The sequence below is a fragment of the Methylophaga sp. OBS4 genome (genome assembly GCF_026319305.1).
In the GTDB taxonomy this organism is placed as follows: domain Bacteria; phylum Pseudomonadota; class Gammaproteobacteria; order Nitrosococcales; family Methylophagaceae; genus Methylophaga.
The window spans coordinates 1-17,131 of sequence record NZ_JAPDMV010000042.1; the positions used below are offsets into that span (position 1 = coordinate 1).

Annotated in this window: 20 protein-coding genes and 1 tRNA gene; 13 read left to right on the forward strand and 8 right to left on the reverse strand. The window is 49.3% G+C overall.

What is annotated here, in order from left to right:
• From OMP95_RS11295 to gpmI, 3 genes are all read right to left on the reverse strand, one after another.
• A partial coding sequence (locus OMP95_RS11295) for a S41 family peptidase (protein WP_323135131.1) occupies nt 1-649 on the reverse strand: 649 nt, incomplete at its 3' end.
• A 25-nt stretch (nt 650-674) separates the two neighbouring features.
• Nucleotides 675-1,832, reverse strand: coding sequence for a murein hydrolase activator EnvC family protein (locus OMP95_RS11300; protein WP_266328880.1), 1,158 nt, complete (start codon nt 1,830-1,832; stop codon nt 675-677).
• A gap of 4 nt (nt 1,833-1,836) precedes the next feature.
• Nucleotides 1,837-3,372 carry a 2,3-bisphosphoglycerate-independent phosphoglycerate mutase gene (gene gpmI / locus OMP95_RS11305; RefSeq protein ID WP_266328882.1) on the reverse strand — a complete coding sequence of 512 codons (1,536 nt, stop codon included), beginning with the start codon at nt 3,370-3,372 and terminating at the stop codon, nt 1,837-1,839.
• A 135-nt stretch (nt 3,373-3,507) separates the two neighbouring features.
• Between gpmI and OMP95_RS11310 the strand changes: the two genes are divergently transcribed.
• From OMP95_RS11310 to OMP95_RS11335, 6 genes are read left to right on the forward strand one after another with little or no spacing between them, the layout of a single operon-like run.
• On the forward strand, nt 3,508-3,828 hold the full coding sequence (locus OMP95_RS11310) for an ArsR/SmtB family transcription factor (protein ID WP_266328884.1): 321 nt from the start codon (nt 3,508-3,510) through the stop codon (nt 3,826-3,828).
• Between the two features lie 30 nt (nt 3,829-3,858).
• On the forward strand, nt 3,859-4,278 hold the full coding sequence (locus OMP95_RS11315; RefSeq protein WP_266328886.1) for a rhodanese-like domain-containing protein: 420 nt from the start codon (nt 3,859-3,861) through the stop codon (nt 4,276-4,278).
• Between the two features lie 27 nt (nt 4,279-4,305).
• Entirely contained in the window at nt 4,306-4,563 is a 258-nt protein-coding gene (gene grxC, locus OMP95_RS11320; protein ID WP_416234651.1) for a glutaredoxin 3, read from the forward strand.
• Between the two features lie 21 nt (nt 4,564-4,584).
• A complete protein-coding gene (secB, locus tag OMP95_RS11325; RefSeq protein ID WP_266328888.1) occupies nt 4,585-5,076 on the forward strand; it encodes a protein-export chaperone SecB in 492 nt (163 codons plus the stop codon).
• 14 nt (nt 5,077-5,090) lie between these two features.
• Entirely contained in the window at nt 5,091-6,131 is a 1,041-nt protein-coding gene (locus tag OMP95_RS11330; RefSeq protein ID WP_266328890.1) for an NAD(P)H-dependent glycerol-3-phosphate dehydrogenase, read from the forward strand.
• Between the two features lie 15 nt (nt 6,132-6,146).
• Entirely contained in the window at nt 6,147-7,025 is an 879-nt protein-coding gene (locus tag OMP95_RS11335) for a hypothetical protein (protein WP_266328892.1), read from the forward strand.
• A 52-nt stretch (nt 7,026-7,077) separates the two neighbouring features.
• Here OMP95_RS11335 and OMP95_RS11340 read toward each other — a convergent pair whose 3' ends face one another.
• Nucleotides 7,078-8,250 carry a class I SAM-dependent methyltransferase gene (locus tag OMP95_RS11340; RefSeq protein ID WP_266328894.1) on the reverse strand — a complete coding sequence of 391 codons (1,173 nt, stop codon included), beginning with the start codon at nt 8,248-8,250 and terminating at the stop codon, nt 7,078-7,080.
• Between the two features lie 27 nt (nt 8,251-8,277).
• On the opposite strand from OMP95_RS11340, the gene OMP95_RS11345 reads away from it, so the two are divergent.
• Nucleotides 8,278-8,988 (forward strand): SDR family NAD(P)-dependent oxidoreductase, encoded by a 711-nt coding sequence (locus OMP95_RS11345; RefSeq protein ID WP_266328913.1) that lies wholly within the window; start codon nt 8,278-8,280, stop codon nt 8,986-8,988.
• Here the strand turns inward: OMP95_RS11345 and OMP95_RS11350 are convergent.
• The gene (locus OMP95_RS11350) at nt 8,917-9,450 is read right to left on the reverse strand and encodes a 2-amino-4-hydroxy-6-hydroxymethyldihydropteridine diphosphokinase (RefSeq protein WP_266328896.1); all 534 of its coding nucleotides are present in this window, start codon (nt 9,448-9,450) and stop codon (nt 8,917-8,919) included. The two genes, OMP95_RS11345 and OMP95_RS11350, sit on opposite strands and share 72 nt — an antisense overlap.
• Nucleotides 9,450-9,800: a dihydroneopterin aldolase gene (gene folB / locus OMP95_RS11355; RefSeq protein ID WP_266328898.1), complete on the reverse strand. Its 351-nt coding sequence runs from the start codon at nt 9,798-9,800 to the stop codon at nt 9,450-9,452. Before folB ends, OMP95_RS11350 begins: the two co-directional genes overlap by 1 nt.
• Nucleotides 9,801-9,879: 79 nt before the next feature.
• Between folB and plsY the strand changes: the two genes are divergently transcribed.
• Nucleotides 9,880-10,476, forward strand: coding sequence for a glycerol-3-phosphate 1-O-acyltransferase PlsY (gene plsY, locus OMP95_RS11360; protein WP_266328900.1), 597 nt, complete (start codon nt 9,880-9,882; stop codon nt 10,474-10,476).
• A gap of 30 nt (nt 10,477-10,506) precedes the next feature.
• On the opposite strand, the gene tsaD is transcribed toward plsY, so the two are convergent.
• Entirely contained in the window at nt 10,507-11,520 is a 1,014-nt protein-coding gene (tsaD, locus tag OMP95_RS11365; protein WP_266328902.1) for a tRNA (adenosine(37)-N6)-threonylcarbamoyltransferase complex transferase subunit TsaD, read from the reverse strand.
• 134 nt (nt 11,521-11,654) lie between these two features.
• Between tsaD and rpsU the strand changes: the two genes are divergently transcribed.
• The 5 genes from rpsU to OMP95_RS11390 all read left to right on the forward strand — a co-directional run bounded on the left by rpsU (nt 11,655) and on the right by OMP95_RS11390 (nt 16,164).
• Nucleotides 11,655-11,870, forward strand: coding sequence for a 30S ribosomal protein S21 (gene rpsU, locus OMP95_RS11370; RefSeq protein WP_009725418.1), 216 nt, complete (start codon nt 11,655-11,657; stop codon nt 11,868-11,870).
• Between the two features lie 24 nt (nt 11,871-11,894).
• Nucleotides 11,895-12,356, forward strand: a complete 462-nt coding sequence (locus OMP95_RS11375; RefSeq protein WP_266328904.1) for a GatB/YqeY domain-containing protein — start codon at nt 11,895-11,897, stop codon at nt 12,354-12,356.
• Nucleotides 12,357-12,427: 71 nt separating this feature from the next.
• A complete protein-coding gene (gene dnaG, locus OMP95_RS11380; protein WP_266328905.1) occupies nt 12,428-14,146 on the forward strand; it encodes a DNA primase in 1,719 nt (572 codons plus the stop codon).
• Nucleotides 14,147-14,237: 91 nt separating this feature from the next.
• The gene (gene rpoD, locus OMP95_RS11385; RefSeq protein ID WP_266328906.1) at nt 14,238-16,073 is read left to right on the forward strand and encodes an RNA polymerase sigma factor RpoD; all 1,836 of its coding nucleotides are present in this window, start codon (nt 14,238-14,240) and stop codon (nt 16,071-16,073) included.
• 14 nt (nt 16,074-16,087) lie between these two features.
• Nucleotides 16,088-16,164 (forward strand) — tRNA-Ile (locus tag OMP95_RS11390).
• 21 nt (nt 16,165-16,185) lie between these two features.
• On the opposite strand, the gene OMP95_RS11395 is transcribed toward OMP95_RS11390, so the two are convergent.
• A complete protein-coding gene (locus OMP95_RS11395) occupies nt 16,186-16,932 on the reverse strand; it encodes a tyrosine-type recombinase/integrase (RefSeq protein ID WP_266328907.1) in 747 nt (248 codons plus the stop codon).
• Nucleotides 16,933-17,131 lie beyond the last annotated feature (199 nt).

Sequence of the window (17,131 nt, forward strand, 5' to 3'; positions counted from 1 at the left end):
AACTCGGACCGGTGCGGGACTGGAAGGTGGTAATACGCACATAACCAAAACCAGGTTCCAACGTTTTTTGTTTAACGCTTTGCACTTTGATGATGGCGCGGGTCAATTCGATTTTAAGTGGCTTGTCAGCCCCTTCACGAATGATGGTTAGTAAGAGCTTACTACCTGGTTCGCCCCTCATGATCGAGACTGCCTCATTGAGAGACATACCTTTAACCGGAGTCTCGTCCAGACGAATAATTAGATCGCCGGGTTTGATACCTGCTTGGGCTGCCGGGGTATCGTCAATCGGTGCCACCACTTTGACAAAACCGTCTTCCATGCTGACTTCGATACCGAGGCCACCAAATTCACCGGAAGTGCCTTCCCTCAGTTCTTTGAAATCTTCCAGATCCAGATAGGTTGAATGCGGATCCAGGCCGGACAGCATGCCGCGAATGGCATTTTCAAGCAGATCCTTGTCCTCAACCGGCTCAACATAACTACTTTTGATGCGGCCGAAGATTTCGGAAAAGGTGCGCAAGTCTTCCAGTGGCAGATCCGGTTTGCCCGCTTCCTTGTCGGCAAAAACCATTTGCCCGAAGACCAAAGTAGCCCCCAGAATAATGCCGGTGGTAATCAGTCCGAAATCACGTTTAAACAAACTCATATTCTTTCCTTATTGATAAAACTGCTCAGCCCTGTCTGCCCAACCACTTGAGCGGATCAGTCGGACTGCCCCGGTGGCGAATCTCAAAATACAATCCTGCCAGACCGCGAATTCCCTGTTCTCCTGACTGAGCAATAATGTCGCCGGCCTGTACATACTCGCCCGCCTCTCTGAGCAGGGTTTCGTTATTACCATAGAGCGTCATGTATTGTTCCCCATGGTCAATAATGACCAGCAGACCGAACCCCCTCAGCCAGTCGGCAAATACAATCTGCCCGCCAGCAGTGGCTCTGACTTCATTGCCTGTAGGAGAGGCGATCACGATGCCTTGCCATTTGAGTTTACCAAGATTTCGCGGGCTGCCATAGCTCGCCAGTAGTTTTCCACTGACAGGCCATGCCAATCTACCAGTCAGACGCGAAAAAGGTGTATTTGGTTTCTGTGTCGTGACATTGGGTTTGGGCGGCGGCGCGGCTTGCTGTTGTTTTGCCAGTGAATCCAGCAGTTGTTGCAGGCTTTTTTCTTCATCTTTAAGCGCTGCCAGCCGTGCATCCTGTCCGGAGATGGCTTTTTCCAGCGATGTCAGCATGGCCTGGCGCTTTTCGGTTTCCTGCTGCAACACCTGCTGTTGTTGTTGTTGTCGGGTCAGCATCTTTTCCAGTGACTGCTGAGATAGCAGGAGTTGTTTTTGTTCTTCGTTGAGCTTATTTAGAATGTCGTTGATAGCCGCGAGCTGGCTTTCCCTCGCCTGATGGAAATAACGAAAATAGGTGCTGCCGCGGCTCAGTGTGGCGACATCCTGTTGATTAAGCAGCATTTCCAGATAGCCGGGTTCGGAGATCATAAAAGCAGCGCGCATCTGCTCATACAACGCATCAAGCTGCTGATCCTGCTCACTTTTCTTGACACCCAGCTGTGCCCGTAACTGCTTGAGCTCGGTGTTCTTATCTTTGATCTCTTGCTGAATTTTGCGTAATTCACGATTGAGATCGGAGACTTTGCGACTCTGTGCTTTGAGTTGCTGGTATAACGTTTCCTTGTTGGCCTTTTTTTGCGACAGATCAGCGTTCAGGGTTTTAATTTCCTCACGCACATCATCCAGCCGCTGAGACGAGTCTTGTTCAGCGCTGATGCCGGCAGAGAGTAGCAGTAGTACAAATGCTAGGTTAAATTTGAGCAGCACGATGTTATTGTTTCAGTTCAATCAGTAGATGTTTACTCATTTCTGCTGGGATAGGCAAGCCCATCAATGACAGCATGGTCGGGGCAATATCTGATAAAGTCCCCTGCTCTTTACAAATAGCCGGACGACCTGCGAAAAGTAACGGTACCAGATTGCTGGTATGAGCCGTATGCGGTTGTCCGGTTTCTGCGTTCTGCATCTTTTCAGCATTGCCGTGATCGGCCGTCACAATCATTTCACCGCCGGATTCTTTTAATGCACACCAGATCCTTCCCAGACTGTTGTCCAAGGCCTCAACCGCTTTGACGGTAGCATCAAAATTACCCGTGTGACCGACCATATCAGCGTTGGCAAAGTTGCAAATAATGACATCATATTTATTACTGTGAATGGCTTTGACGAGATTGTCGGCAACTTCCGGTGCACTCATCGCCGGTTGTTCGTCGTAAGTATCCACCTTGGGTGAAGGGATTAAAATACGATCCTCTCCATCGAAAGGTTTATCCAGGCCACCGTTAAAGAAAAAAGTCACATGGGCGTATTTTTCGGTTTCGGCGATACGCAGCTGGCGCAGACCCAGAGAGGAAAGATAGGCGCCCAGAATGTTATTCATCTTTTCTGCCGGAAAAGCTACCGGCAGGTTGAAGTCTTTTTTATATTCGGTGAGGGTGACGAAACTGCTCAGCTTAATGTAGCGGCCGCGCTCGAAACTAGCAAAGTCCGGTTCGATAAAACACTGGGTCAGTTCGCGGGCACGGTCAGAGCGAAAATTCATAAAAACAAAGCAGTCACCGTCTTCTACTTTGACCGGCTCGCCTATCACCGTGGCTTTGACAAACTCATCGGTTTCACCCCGCTCATAAGCCTGTTTCAGTGCTGTAGCGGCATCAGCCACCTGGAATTCACCTTCGGCTTCAGCAATCAGCTTGTAAGCGGTGGCAACACGATTCCAGCGCTGGTCACGATCCATCGCATAAAAACGGCCAATCATTGATGCCAGACGGCCGCCGCCCAAAGTTTTGAATTTTGCCTCAATGGCGTCGAGAGATGCCTGAGCACTCTGCGGGGCAGTGTCGCGGCCATCAAGAAAAGCGTGCACATAGACTTTTTTCACGCCGCGTTTCACCGCGAGTTCGACCATGGCGTGAATATGTTCTTCATGGCTGTGGACGCCGCCATTGGAGAGCAGGCCGAGGATATGGACCGCCTTGTCATCCCGCAACGCTTGATCCACGGCGTCAGTTAAAGTGTGATTGCTGAAAAAGGAACCGGTACGAATAGCACGACTGATGCGGGTAAACTCCTGATACACCACCCGACCGGCTCCCAAGTTGAGATGGCCGACTTCAGAGTTGCCCATCTGGTCGCCGGGCAAACCGACACCGGCGCCGGATGCGCTGATTAAAGTGTGTGGATAATCCTGCCAGAGGTGGTCCCATACAGGCGTTTTTGCAGCGAGAATAGCATTATGTCTTGGATCTTCACTGTAACCCCAGCCATCGAGAATGATCAGTGCCAATGGTCGGTGATGGTGAGTCATTTAAGTGTCCTTAAGGCTGGAATGAGAAGGGTCTCTCGCTACTGAACAGCCTCTTATATATTATTCGATGATGATGCCGTGTATTATATGGGCTTTTGTGATGAAATACAGTCACAGGTAATTTTGGGTATAAATGTGGCTCAAACCGGAAAGTTGGATCTTATCGCATTCGATAACGATATCGAACGTGCAGCTTTTGCACTGAAAGCAATGTCACATCCATTGCGGCTTAAAATTTTGTGTGCAGTCGGAGAGAATGAGCTGTCGGTACAGGATATCGTCGATTGTGTCGGCACAACACAAAGCAATGTGTCACAGCACCTGGCCAAGCTCCGCGACAAGGAGATCCTGGCTTCTCGCCGTGACGCCAACCGCATTTATTACCGTGTGAATGATGAAAGAACACTCCGTCTTATTGAAATGATGCGTGAAGTGTTCTGTTCGGACAAAAAATAATCTGAATTTAAGATATCGTTAAGGGTTGCTATGGAAAACTTGGGTGAGTTTATTGTTAATCACTGGATTTTGGTCACGGCGTTTGTGGTGCTGCTCTGGCTGGTTTTCTCGGACACAATAAACCGTAAACTCAGTGGGTTAAAGCCGCTGGGAGCCACGGAAGCTGTCAGGCTGATCAATCAGCAAAAAGGCAAATTTGTTGATGTACGGGAACAAACCGAGTTTGAAAAAGAACATATTGCTGATTCGATCAATCTGCCGATGTCAAAACTGGCAGATGAAATCACGCAGCTGAAAGATTTTTCGCAACCGCTAGTGGTGGTTTGCACCAGTAGCCAACGCGCACGCAGTGCCGCTAAGCAACTGCGAAAGAAAGGCTTTGAACAAGTCTATGTGTTAACAGGCGGCTTACATGCCTGGAAAGAGGCGAAACTGCCTCTGTTCAGTTAATCAAGAGAATCATGGCAGGGTTTAATTGTGGCTAAAGTGATCGTCTATTCATCAGCACATTGCCCCTATTGTGTGATGGCCAAGCAATTGCTTGAACGCAAAGGCGTGCAATATACCGAAATCAGAGTGGATCTGGATCCGGAAAAGCGTCAGGAAATGATGGCGAAAAGTCAGCAGCGGACTGTGCCACAAATTTTTATAAATAATAAAGCCATAGGAGGCTATACAGATCTGGTTGCGATTGATCGCTCTCAGCAGCTGGATGGTCTTCTGGCGAAAGCTTAAACGACATAGGAAGGAATAATCATGGCTGAAGAAAATGCAGCAACAGGCGAAGAGCAACAAAAACCGCGCTTTGTCATTCAGAAAATCTACACTAAAGATGTTTCATTTGAATCACCGAACTCTCCCGAGATCTTCCGTGAACAATGGAAGCCACAGTTGGATCTGCAATTGGGCAATGAATACAACCGCATCGACGAGGATAATCACGAAATCATTCTGTCGGTGACGGTGACGGCAAAAGTCGACGATAAAACCGCATTTCTGGTCGAAGTTAAACAAGCCGGTATCTTCACTTTGACCGGATACAGTAACGAAGAAATGGGACCGCTGGTCGGCAGTTATTGCCCGAATACCCTGTTCCCGTTTGTGCGTGAAGTGATTTCAGATTTGGTGACCAAAGGCGGCTTCCCGCAATTGGTGCTATCACCTGTCAACTTTGATGCCATGTATCTGCATCAAAAAGAACAGGCACAGCAACAGGCTGCCGCCGCACAATCACAGGCTACCCACTGATAGCAGGTTACAACGTGTCAGCTCAAGCCAAGCTTTCACCTACGCTGGTCATAGGGGCGGGTGCCTGGGGCACTGCGCTGGCCATGGCTATAGCCAGGAGTGGGCATGAAGTATGGCTTTGGGGGCGGGATGCACAACAAATGGCTGCGATGAAACAGGGTCGCAGCAATGAGCGTTATCTGCCTGGCCTCAAGTTTCCTGACACATTGAAACTGGCTGATGATCTTGCTTCAGCCGTCAAAGCCTGTCGTCATGTACTGGTTTCGGTGCCCAGTGTGGCGTTTTCCGATACGCTGCAACAGCTCAAGCCGCTGCTGAGTGATGATGTGCCGGTCAGCTGGGCAACCAAAGGCCTGACACCGCACAGCGGACAGTTTTTGTTCGATACGGCGCAGGACATTCTGGGTGGCTGCCGTTCCTTGGCGGTTATTTCGGGCCCCTCCTTTGCCGCTGAAGTGGCGAGTAATCTGCCAACGGCGTTGACGGTTGCGTCTCCGGACCATAAATTTGCTTCCGATTTGGCGGCATTGATGCATGCGCCGACGTTGAGGGTCTATACCACTCATGATGTGCTGGGGGCTCAGATTGGCGGTACGGTGAAAAATGTATTAGCCATCAGCGCCGGCATTTCAGATGGCCTGGGTTATGGTGCTAATGCGCGCGCAGCACTGATTACCCGCGGTATGGCTGAAATCAGACGCCTGGCCGCGGCATTGGGTGCAGAAACGGAAACCATGTTTGGCTTGTCAGGCATTGGCGATCTCATTCTGACCTGTACCGACGATCAAAGCCGCAATCGTCAGTTAGGACTTGCTATCGGGCGCGGGCTCAGCGTTGATGAAGCAGTTAAAGCAGTTGGCAAAACCGTGGAAGGCATGCATGCTGCACGGGAAGTATTAATGCGTGCCCGGCAGGCAGGCGTGGAAATGCCGATTGTGGAACAGGTATGCAAAATCCTGTTCGAAGGCAACGATCCGAGCGAGTCGGTACAAGCGTTATTATGCAGGGAACAAAAAGCAGAACTGAAACACCCTGTCAAGAACCGGGTTAATTAAAAGAGGAAAAGTTTTATGCGAGGCATTGTGAAATACAGCGCGGCGGTGGTCGTTGCCATGGCTCTCACGCTGGGGTTGAGCGGCTGTGGAAATCCGCTTTCCAAGAAACCTGCTGACATCGAAGTCAGCGCCAGCGGCAGTACCCTGTTTGAGACCGGGTTGCAGTATGTGAAAATCGTCGATCGTGATATGGCCGGTGTTGCCAATGATCATCCTTTTGCGATATCTACGGATGAAATGCGTACCGTGCTGGAATCGATTTATGTGACAGAAAAAGTGCTGTTTAACCAGCGGCAGAGCCCAATGTTCTCAAGCAGTGAATTACAGATTCTGAGCTCGACGCTCGCCACCGGTCTGGGGCGTGCAAAGCCTGGTGAGGATGTGAACTTTGTAACCCTCGGGGTGCATCAGGGTACGCTTGCCAAAGAACGTCAAACCAACAGTGGCCGGGTGTTTGTAAGTGGTGGCCGTTTGAATATTATTTTCGGTCTGGTTCATGAGGAATACCGTGACAAGGATCAATATACGGGGCAGGAAATTGATCGGCGGGTAAATCCTTTAAAACCGGGTACACGTAAAGCCGATTCAGAACCTGCGGTGCGTGTTGCCCTGGATACGGGGCAGGCTTATTACACCGATCCGGAAACAGGTAAAGAGCGCACAGACTGGATTGTGATTGATATTCCAACCGTCTTGGCGGCAGCCGCAGAGCGTAAAAGTGCTGCGGGCCAGGGTGATATAAGTCCGGAGTTGATAGAGGATATTGCCCGTAATAAACAGGAAACCAGCAACCTGCGTAATGATATGGCGAATATCAAGGAAATCCTGTTTGAAATGAGCGATCAACTTGAAAGCATGAGAAAAGAACTGGAAGCTATGAAAGCACACGAGTAAGGCTGAGTTGCAAACAGAACCTGAAAAAGGAGCTTCGGCTCCTTTTTTTGTTTTAAAGCTGATAACGCCGATCGTTGAATTGCAGACGCGGTAACGGCTCCAAAGCTTTGGTCAGGCTCAATACTTTGAAGTTATGTCCCATCTGTTCGGGCAGCAATAACTGTTTCAATGCTGCGCTGGCTTTGAGCCAGCTCAGGGCATCTGTGTGAGACTGAAACGAAGCGGCAATATCAGTGATGTTAGCGGCAATTAAAAACTCGCCCTGCTCATGAAAGCCGGCGACATCCAGAGCACCGGATACGGCTGCTTCAGCGAGAGAGGTGAACTCGACATGGCTGGTAATATCCTGCAGGCCTTGCAGGATAAGTGGATCATCATGGCCTTGCTGGCGGTAATAACAGCGGAGACAGCCCTGACTTTTGTCGGCGTGATAATACTGAGCGAAGGGATAGCCGTAATCAATGATAAAAACGGCGCCCTGTTCCAGGTTGGCGGCAATAGAACGGATCCAGTCCTCGGCAAACAGGTTAACTTCGGTGAGATAGTGGCGCGGACCTATGGTTGCTCGGATATGTTCGGCCTTTTGGCAAAGCCGGGCATCGGTAATATCGGTGTCCAGCCAATCAAATTCACCGGCTTTGCGGGTGACGCAGCGCTCAAAAACATGCTCTTCGGTGAACTGTAATAAATGCACCGGCATCGCATCGCATACTTCATTAGCCACAATAACGCCGTTGAATTTCGCAGGCAGCGTATCCAGCCACCGCACCTTGTCAGCATATTCAGGTACAGCTTTACTAATGTGTTGCTGCTGTCTCTGGCGTAAGTCAGCACTTGCTTCGATGATTAAATATTGTTGTGGTAAACTTTTCAGCTGGTCCAGCTGTTTGAGCATATCGGCAGCCAGACGGCCACTGCCGGCACCGAATTCAAGCACCTGTTTGCCGGTAGTTTGTTGTAGCGCATCATGCACATGATGTGCGAGGCTCATGGCAAAAAGGGGGGTTATTTCCGGTGCCGTGGTGAAGTCGCCGCCCTGCCCCAGCTTGTGGCTGCCGGCACTGTAATAACCCAGTCCGGGCTGATATAAGCAAAGCTGCATGTATTGCGCGAAGCTGATATGTCCGCCGCCGACTTCGATCTGCTGACAAATAAGCGCCTGCAATTCATTACTATGCTGTTGCGCAACAGGGTCTTCAGCAGTTATGGTTAATTTCTTCTTCATTTATCAGGAATCAATCATTTGCAAAATGTGGTTTTGGTAACCGGCACCGGTCGCCGGGTGGGTCTACATATGGCAAAACGTCTGCATCAAGATGGCTATACAGTATTAGCACATTACCGCAGTCTGACTAAGGGTGTCCAAGAATTGACGGATAGGGGGATTGCCACTATACAGGCTGATTTCAGCCGTCGTGAGGCCATTCTGGATTTTGTCGGCCATCTGCAGGTCCGGTGCGAGAGTGTGCGGGCGATTATTCACAACGCCTCGACTTTTATACCGACAGAATCTGATCTGGTACAGGCATCAGTACAATATGAACAGTTTTTTCTGGTGCATATGATGGCGCCTTTTTTGATTAATCAAGGGCTTGTGGGGCTTATGCGGGGTGAGCGGAACGATCCTGCCGATATTGTGCATATTACCGATATCAATGTAGAAAATCCGACGCCGGAGTTTGATAGTTATGGCACGACCAAAGCCGGTTTGCATAATATGATGCTGGTGTTGGCTAAAAAATATGCCCCCAGGATTAAGGTGAATGCCGTTGCGCCCGGGCCGGTTTTATTTACCGAATCGTATCCTGAAGAAATCAAACAACAGATGATGGCAGAGACGCCGCTGGCGCGGGAAGGCGGAGCTGAACCCGTTTATCTGGCTGTGAAAAGCTTATTGACCAATCCGTTTCTCACCGGTGTTTCCATCCCGGTAGATGGTGGTCGCCGTCTCTCCAAAAGATAGCTTTCCGACCTGTATCAGACTGCCCCGCTGCATCGGCAAACAGGATTGCTGGGACAGATAAGCCTTGATTTCATCAATTATCGGATAAAGAAAATATTCATTAGTAATACTGCTGGCGCTGCGCACGGCATCATCCGGAAAGGTCAGCCGTGCGAGGATATCCAGATCGGCCTGCCGATCCTTGAGTTTTCTGTCCGGATCATTACGATCCCGGCCCAATGCGATTTCAATCTGATTGCAGATAGCTTTCAGCTCGCTTTTTTGTAATTCTGTTTCAATAAATACCACGGCATTGAGAAAATAACGGTGGCTGTTCATGCCCACTGGCGGAATGTTCAGCACCCGGCTGATGCTGATTTTTTCAAAACATTTCAGCAGCAGGGAGATAATGCGGGCAAAGTTATTAAAAGGTTCAATATTACTGCCTATTCCCAGCAGGTAGCCGGTTTTTTTCGTTGGCATTAACGAGGACGCTCAATCACGATGCGCGCCGTATTCTGCCCATGCAAAGCCACGGGTTTGCTTAAAGTCAGTTTCAATTTGGGAATGGGAAACTCTGCCAGCAGCATGGTGCAGAGATCTTCAGCCAAAGTTTCTATAAGTTGATAATCACTGGCCTTAACAAAGGCCACGATGCTTTGCGCGATCGCCCCGTAATCCAGCGTCTTTGAAATATCATCACTTGCCGCAGCCTGAGCAATATCCCAGTCCATTTCCAGATCAAAGCTCAAGGTCTGTTGTGTACGACGTTCCCATTCGTAGATGCCGATAATGGTGTCAATTTTAAGATCGTTAAGAAAAATTTTGTCCATGTAAAGTATATGTTAGATGATGGCAATAACAGTTTCACGACCTATAATGTCGCAAAAACTAAACAGGTAGCATCATATCATGCTTGAAACACTCGCTTTACCGATATCCTTGCTTATCATCGCTTACCTTATCGGTTCGCTGTCCAGTGCCATTGTGCTTTGCAAACTGGCCGGCCTGCCCGATCCGCGGACTCAGGGATCAGGTAATCCCGGCGCTACTAATGTATTACGTTTTGGCGGCAAGAAACTGGCTGCCATGGTGTTGCTTATCGATGTATTGAAAGGAGTATTGCCCGTGGCTGCCGCCCACGCCCTGGGTTTTGATATGGTTTGGGTTGCGGCAACCGCCTTTGCTGCCTTTCTCGGGCATTTGTTTCCGGTGTTCTTCCAGTTCAACGGCGGCAAAGGTGTGGCGACGGCTTTAGGAGGCTTTCTGGCCTTGTCCCCTACACTGGCCGGAGCCGGATTGCTGACCTGGCTGATCGCGTTTGCAGTCAGTCGTATTTCTTCATTGTCAGCACTGACAGCGGCGGCGCTGACGCCGGTTTACAGTTTATGGCTGATTGACAGTATCGGCGCACGCTGGCTGATTTTGCTGATAGCGTTGATGTTGATTGCTCGTCACCACACCAATATCCGCCGACTGTTGACAGGCGAAGAAGACAAATCTGCATAATCGGGTACTGAGACTCATAGATATAGGAGCCTAAGTACCAGGAGGCGTCAATTCATCCAAAGGCCAACGGGGGCGGACGCTAAAGCTCGGAATATCCTGTTTGATCATGGCCTGCTGTCTTACCGCACCGGCAAAAGCAATCATTGCACCGTTATCGCTGCAAAACTGCTGGCGCGGATAAAACACTTCTACGTCGGGCAAGGCATCCAGACGCTGTCTCAGCGCTTTGTTAGCGCTGACACCGCCAGCCACCACCAGTCGTTTGTGGCCGGTTTGCTTGAAAGCGCGGCGGCATTTTATCGCCAACGTTTCCACCACCGCTGTCTGAAAAGCCAAAGCGATATCGGCCTTGTCCTGTTCGCTTTGCTGACTGTCCAGCCAGGTATTCATGGCAAAGGTTTTCAGGCCGCTGAAGCTGAAATCCAGGCCGGGGCGATTTGTCATCGGGCGGGGAAACTCAAAACGATCAGCCACGCCTTTTTCTGCCATGGCCGCCAGTAGCGGTCCGCCAGGGTAATCCATACCCAGCAGTTTGGCGGTTTTATCAAACGCCTCACCGACGGCATCATCTATCGACTCACCCAGCAGTTCGTACTGCCCGACGCCTTTAACATCAACCAGCAAGGTATGACCGCCGGAAACCAGCAAAGAGACGAATGGAAATTCAGGGGGGGTGCTTTCCAGCAAAGGCGATAGTAAATGTCCTTCCATATGATTGATAGCCAGGGCCGGTTTACCTAAAGCCCAGGCTAGACTACGGCCAATGGCGGCACCGACCAGTAAGGCACCGGCAAGACCCGGGCCTGCGGTATAAGCCACGGCATCAATATCAACACGGCTGATCCCCGCCTCTGTCAGCACTTCATCAATTAATGGTAGGGTTTTGCGAATATGATCGCGTGAAGCCAGCTCAGGAACCACGCCGCCATATTCGGCATGCATGGCGATCTGACTGTATAAGGCATGGGCAAGCAGTCCTTTATCCGTATCATAAAGGGCCACGCCGGTTTCATCACAAGATGACTCGATTCCTAAAACGCGCATTTATCTTCCGGGTTTTCTCAATTACAGCCGGTATTATGCCTTTTTGGTATTAAAGTGATTTAACTATTTGCTTTCTGGTAGATATTTCGTACAATTGGAGGTTTTCCATACCAGAATTGTTTAGGGAGTAATTAATGCCTGCAGTACGAGTTAAAGAGAACGAACCATTTGACGTTGCGTTGCGTCGTTTCAAACGTGCGTGCGAAAAAGCCGGCACTGTCGCTGAAGCCCGCGCCCGCGAAGCTTACGAAAAGCCAACCACAGTGCGTAAACGCGCAGCGGCAGCGGCTGTAAAACGTCATCAGAAAAAACTGGCTCGTGAAAACGCAAGCCGCGTTCGCTTGTATTAATCGCCGACGAATTTTCTCAGAATCATGCCAGCTGAAGCCAGCCCACTGAAGCTTACTATTCAGGACAGCGTCAAAGATGCGATGCGCGCAAAAGACAAACCGCGTCTCGGTGTCCTGCGCCAAATTACCGCCTCAATCAAGCAGGTTGAGGTCGATAATCGCGTTGATTTGTCAGATGATGACATCATCGTCATCCTGACCAAAATGTGCAAACAGCGCCGCGAAGCTTTGGAGCAGTATGAAAATGCCGGTCGTGATGATTTGGCAGACATCGAGAAAGCTGAACTGGCCATTATCGAAGAGTTTCTGCCGGAAGCGTTGAGCGAAGAAGAAATTGCCGAAGCTATCAAAGCTGCAATTACAGAAACGGGCGCTTCGAGTATCAAGGATATGGGTGCAGTGATGAATATATTGCGTCCGAAAATCCAAGGCCGTGCCGATATGGCCGCAGTAAGCGGGCAAGTCAAGGCGGCACTCAGCGCCTGAAACGCTTAATAACGCCAGGTCTATTAAGACGTGGTTAATCTTTCCTGCAAATTTCAGCCATAATATTCTTCATGGCTGGTCAGATACCTACACAATTCATTGATGAACTGCTGGCACGGGTTGATATAGTCGATATTATTGACACCCGTGTCGCGTTGAAAAAAGCAGGCAAGAATTTGCATGCCTGTTGTCCTTTTCATAATGAAAAAACCCCTTCCTTTACCGTCAGCCAAGAGAAACAGTTTTATCACTGCTTCGGCTGTGGCGCACACGGGACCGCTATCGGTTTTCTGATGGAATATGACCAGCTAAGCTTCCCGGAAGCCATACAGGAGCTGGCGGACCATGTAGGTATGACAGTGCCGACCACGCAGCAGGCAGCCTCGTCACCGGTCAAACAAAGCCTTTATGATCTGATGGACAAAGTGGGGCAGTATTATGTGCATCAATTACAAACGCACCCGCAACGGCAAACTTTTGTTGAATATCTGCAGCAAAGAGGGCTGTCAGCCAAAACCATAGAGTTTTTTGGTATCGGTATGGCACCGGATGGCTGGGATAATGTATTTAAAACGTTCGGCGGCTCACCCCAGCTGACCAAACAACTGCTCGATGGCGGTTTGCTGATCAAAAATGATAAAGGCCGGACCTATGACAGGTTCCGTAACCGCATTATGTTCCCTATTCGGGATAGAAGAGGGCGTGTTATCGGCTTTGGCGGCCGCGTACTGGACGACAGTACACCGAAATATCTCAACTCTCCGGAAACACCGATTTTTCATAAAGGCACCGAACTCTACGGCCTGTATCAGGCCCGCAAAGCCAATCGCCTTTTAGAGCGAATCCTGATTGTAGAAGGTTATATGGATGTCATCGCACTGGCAGAGCATGGCATTAACAATGCGGTGGCGACGCTGGGTACGTCGACGACCACGGATCATTTGCGGTTGTTATTGAGAGCGGCGCCGGAAGTGGTGTTTTGTTTTGATGGCGATCGGGCCGGAAAAGACGCGGCCTGGCGTGCTGCCGAAAATGCTTTGTCGATGCTGGGCGGTAATCACCAGCTTAAATTTATGTTTCTTCCTGATGGTGAAGATCCCGATAGCCTGGTCAAAACTGAAGGGGCACAGGCCTTTAATCAACGTATTGATCAGGCACAAAACTACTCGGATTTCTTTTTTGAGACGTTGAACAGTCGTGTAGATCTGGCTTCGATGGATGGGCGGGCCAGATTGGTAGAAATCGCCAAACCTTATCTCAAGCACGTCCCTGCCGGTGTTTATCGGGATATGCTGGAACAACGGCTGGCAGAGTTGAGCAAGACTAATATGTCAACGTTGAACCGTCATCTGGAAAAGCCGGCGGCCAAGAATAAAAAAGCCGTTAAGAAAACGACCTCGACAACAATGACCCCGATTCGCATGGCGATCACCATTATTGTGCAGCACCCGCAACTGGCCCAGCAAATTGGTAATGTGGAATCATTACATAACCTCAAACAGCCGGGTGTAAATATTCTGCTCAACTTGCTTGAAACTCTGCAGCAGTATCCCCATCTAAATACTGCGGCATTACTGGAACGTTGGCGTGATAAAGAAAATGGGGCGCATCTTCAGAAATTGGCTTTGCAACCGTTAAGTTTATCAGCGGATGCGTTGCAGCATGAACTGACAGGTATAATTCAGGGTCTACAGAAACAGGCCAAAGAGCAAAGAATCAATGAATTGACCAGTAAGCCGTTTAGTGAACTCACCGAGGCCGAGAAGGCTGAAGTGAAGTTGTATAAGTAAATGTTTTTAGTTAATTTTGATGCAGAATCAGGCATACTTCAGTATAATGGAGTGTTCACGTCTACAAGCGTCAAGGGTTTAAAGGGGCCGCATGAAAGATCAACAATCACGCGTTAAGGAACTTATCGCCTTAGGAAAAGAACGTGGTTACCTTACCTATGGTGAGATTAATGATCATCTTCCAGAAGATTTAGTCGATGCCGATCAGGTCGAAGACATCGTCAGCATGTTTAGCGATCTTGGCATCATGGTCCATGAAGATGGTATGGATACCGACGAAATGGAAAGGCTTGCGGAAGCCATTTCATCCAATGATGAAGTTTCCGACGATGAAGCAGCCGCCGTTCTGGCCAGCTCCGATGGTGAGTTTGGCCGAACCACCGATCCTGTCCGCATGTACATGCGTGAAATGGGCTCGGTAGAACTGCTGACTCGTGAAGGCGAAATCGTCATCGCCAAACGTATCGAGGCGGGGCTGCGCGAAAGTCTGCAGATGCTGTCTACCTACCCAACCTGTATTGGCTCTTTCCTTGAGCTTTTTGATGCCGTCGAAGCGGGTGAAATGAGGTTGAACGAACTGATCAAAGGGTTTGTTTTGCCTGAAGAGGCGGTCGAAGAAGACGAAGAAGAAACCGTCGTTAGTGACAGCGATGATGATAAGGATGCCGACAGCGACGATGATGATGACAGCAGCGTCAGTGATGATGACGATGATGACTCAGGTGTAATCGATCCTGAAGAAGCGCGTGTCCGTTTTGAAGCTTTACGCGACAGCTATAATGCCTACCTTAAAAGCGAAGGTGATGCAGCTGAAACTGCCCGTGAGCAGGCAAGCAACCTGTTTATGGAGTTCAAACTGACACCAAAAACACTGATTTACCTCAATGATCTGATGGCAGACACCATTGACGAAATCCGTAAGCAAGAAAAAATCATTATGGATATTGTCGTAGAGCAGGCGCGTATGAATCGTCGTGACTTTATCGACTCATTCCAGGGTAACGAAAGTAATACTGACTGGGCGGACAAACATATCCGTGCCAAAAAACATTACTCGTCAACCATTAAGAAACATCACGACGAAATCGTCGCAGCTCAAAGCAAACTGGCGGAGATCGCCGAAGATCGCGGCCTTCCGATTGCAGAAATTAAAGAAATTTCGCGTCAGATGTCGATCGCTGAAGCCAAAGCACGTCGTGCTAAAAAAGAAATGGTGGAAGCTAACCTGCGTCTGGTTATTTCCATCGCCAAAAAATACACCAACCGCGGTCTGCAGTTCCTGGATTTGATTCAGGAAGGCAACATCGGTCTGATGAAAGCGGTCGACAAATTCGAATACCAGCGTGGTTATAAATTCTCAACCTATGCAACATGGTGGATTCGTCAGGCGATCACCCGTTCAATTGCGGATCAGGCCCGTACTATCCGTATTCCGGTACATATGATTGAAACTATCAACAAACTCAATCGTGTTGCGCGTCAGATGCTGCAGGAAATGGGGCGTGAACCAACACCGGACGAACTGGCTGAACGTGTTGAAATGCCGGAAGACAAAGTACGTAAAGTGCTGAAAATATCCAAAGAGCCTATCTCCATGGAAACCCCTATAGGTGACGATGAAGATTCGCATCTGGGTGATTTTGTCGAAGATGTGAACGTTATTTCACCATCGGACTCAGCGATCATCGAAGGCCTGCGTGAAGCCACTCAAGGCGTGCTGAACGGCCTGACAGAACGTGAAGCTAAAGTCCTGCGTATGCGTTTCGGTATTGATATGAACACCGATCACACGCTGGAAGAAGTCGGTAAACAGTTTGATGTCACGCGTGAGCGTATCCGTCAGATTGAAGCCAAAGCGCTGCGTAAACTGCGTCACCCATCACGCTCGGACCAACTACGAAGCTTTCTCGACTCAGAAGGCTCATAAAACAACAGTCTGTCGGGCCTATAGCTCAGTTGGTTAGAGCAGGGGACTCATAATCCCTTGGTCCCAGGTTCGAGTCCTGGTGGGCCCACCATATAAATCAAGAGGTTAGCCATCATACAGCTGACCTCTTTTTTTTGCCTGCGGGAAATTTGCGGGAGTTTAGTTCCGCAGGGACCCGCAGCATGACGCTTTTAGGCAGACCACCAAAGGCGTTAGGACACAGCTTCTCGACTTCTTTGATCAAACGACCGATGGTTACATGAGAATAATGTTCGGTGGCCCATTTAGTTTTGTGACCGAGCAGATCACGACGATCCTCAAAAGACGTATCCAGAGCTCTTAATCTTGTGGCAAATGTATGCCTCAAGTCATGAACTCTGAGATCAGGCAGTCCTGCTGCTAACCGTGCTTTCTTCCATCCAGTGTTATTCATCTGGTAGATCCCATTACCTCGATAAGCAAACACAAACTCAGGATGATTGCCTCTAACGCGTTCAATGACGCCTCTGGCTATAGCATTAAGAACAATCACCTTGCTTCGCTTACCCTTGGTAATGCCAGCAGGTAGGATAAATACCGAGGTATTAAGCTCAGGAACCTCGACCTCCCACTCCCAACGCAGATGACAGACTTCCTGGTCCCGACATCCGGTATTCACAGTGAACAACATCATCTCCTGAAGGTGTCTTGGAAGATACTCCAATAGAGAAGCTTGCTCGTCCCATGTGATTGGATAAGGCTCCTTTTTATCGTTTACAGAAAGTTCTTTAATAAAAGGGGCTTCAGCCAGCCACGTCAGCCCATGATCATCATAGAGCTCCTTGGCCGCGACATTGAGAACACGCCGAACAATTTTCAAACCATGATTGATGGTATTAGTTCGGTATTGCTGGAAATGAATGAAGCAATAAGATATTCCCCAGAGTTTAAAGAACGGACAATGTGTTGGGTTTTATATAAAGGATACAAAAACTGGCCATGGTGGCCTGACTCTACTTTAGCTCCGGTTAAAAATTGGGGGTGGGGGGGTGCCTGAGGTCATATTAGTGTGCTAATGT

Coding starts and splice junctions, on each gene's coding strand:
- gpmI (WP_266328882.1), bottom strand. CDS start 3,372: ATGACTCACCATCACCGACCATTGGCACTGATCATTCTCGATGGCTGG.
- OMP95_RS11315 (WP_266328886.1), top strand. CDS start 3,859: ATGGAAAACTTGGGTGAGTTTATTGTTAATCACTGGATTTTGGTCACG.
- secB (WP_266328888.1), top strand. CDS start 4,585: ATGGCTGAAGAAAATGCAGCAACAGGCGAAGAGCAACAAAAACCGCGC.
- OMP95_RS11335 (WP_266328892.1), top strand. CDS start 6,147: ATGCGAGGCATTGTGAAATACAGCGCGGCGGTGGTCGTTGCCATGGCT.
- OMP95_RS11340 (WP_266328894.1), bottom strand. CDS start 8,250: ATGAAGAAGAAATTAACCATAACTGCTGAAGACCCTGTTGCGCAACAG.
- OMP95_RS11350 (WP_266328896.1), bottom strand. CDS start 9,450: ATGCCAACGAAAAAAACCGGCTACCTGCTGGGAATAGGCAGTAATATT.
- folB (WP_266328898.1), bottom strand. CDS start 9,800: ATGGACAAAATTTTTCTTAACGATCTTAAAATTGACACCATTATCGGC.
- plsY (WP_266328900.1), top strand. CDS start 9,880: ATGCTTGAAACACTCGCTTTACCGATATCCTTGCTTATCATCGCTTAC.
- tsaD (WP_266328902.1), bottom strand. CDS start 11,520: ATGCGCGTTTTAGGAATCGAGTCATCTTGTGATGAAACCGGCGTGGCC.
- rpsU (WP_009725418.1), top strand. CDS start 11,655: ATGCCTGCAGTACGAGTTAAAGAGAACGAACCATTTGACGTTGCGTTG.
- OMP95_RS11375 (WP_266328904.1), top strand. CDS start 11,895: ATGCCAGCTGAAGCCAGCCCACTGAAGCTTACTATTCAGGACAGCGTC.
- dnaG (WP_266328905.1), top strand. CDS start 12,428: ATGGCTGGTCAGATACCTACACAATTCATTGATGAACTGCTGGCACGG.
- rpoD (WP_266328906.1), top strand. CDS start 14,238: ATGAAAGATCAACAATCACGCGTTAAGGAACTTATCGCCTTAGGAAAA.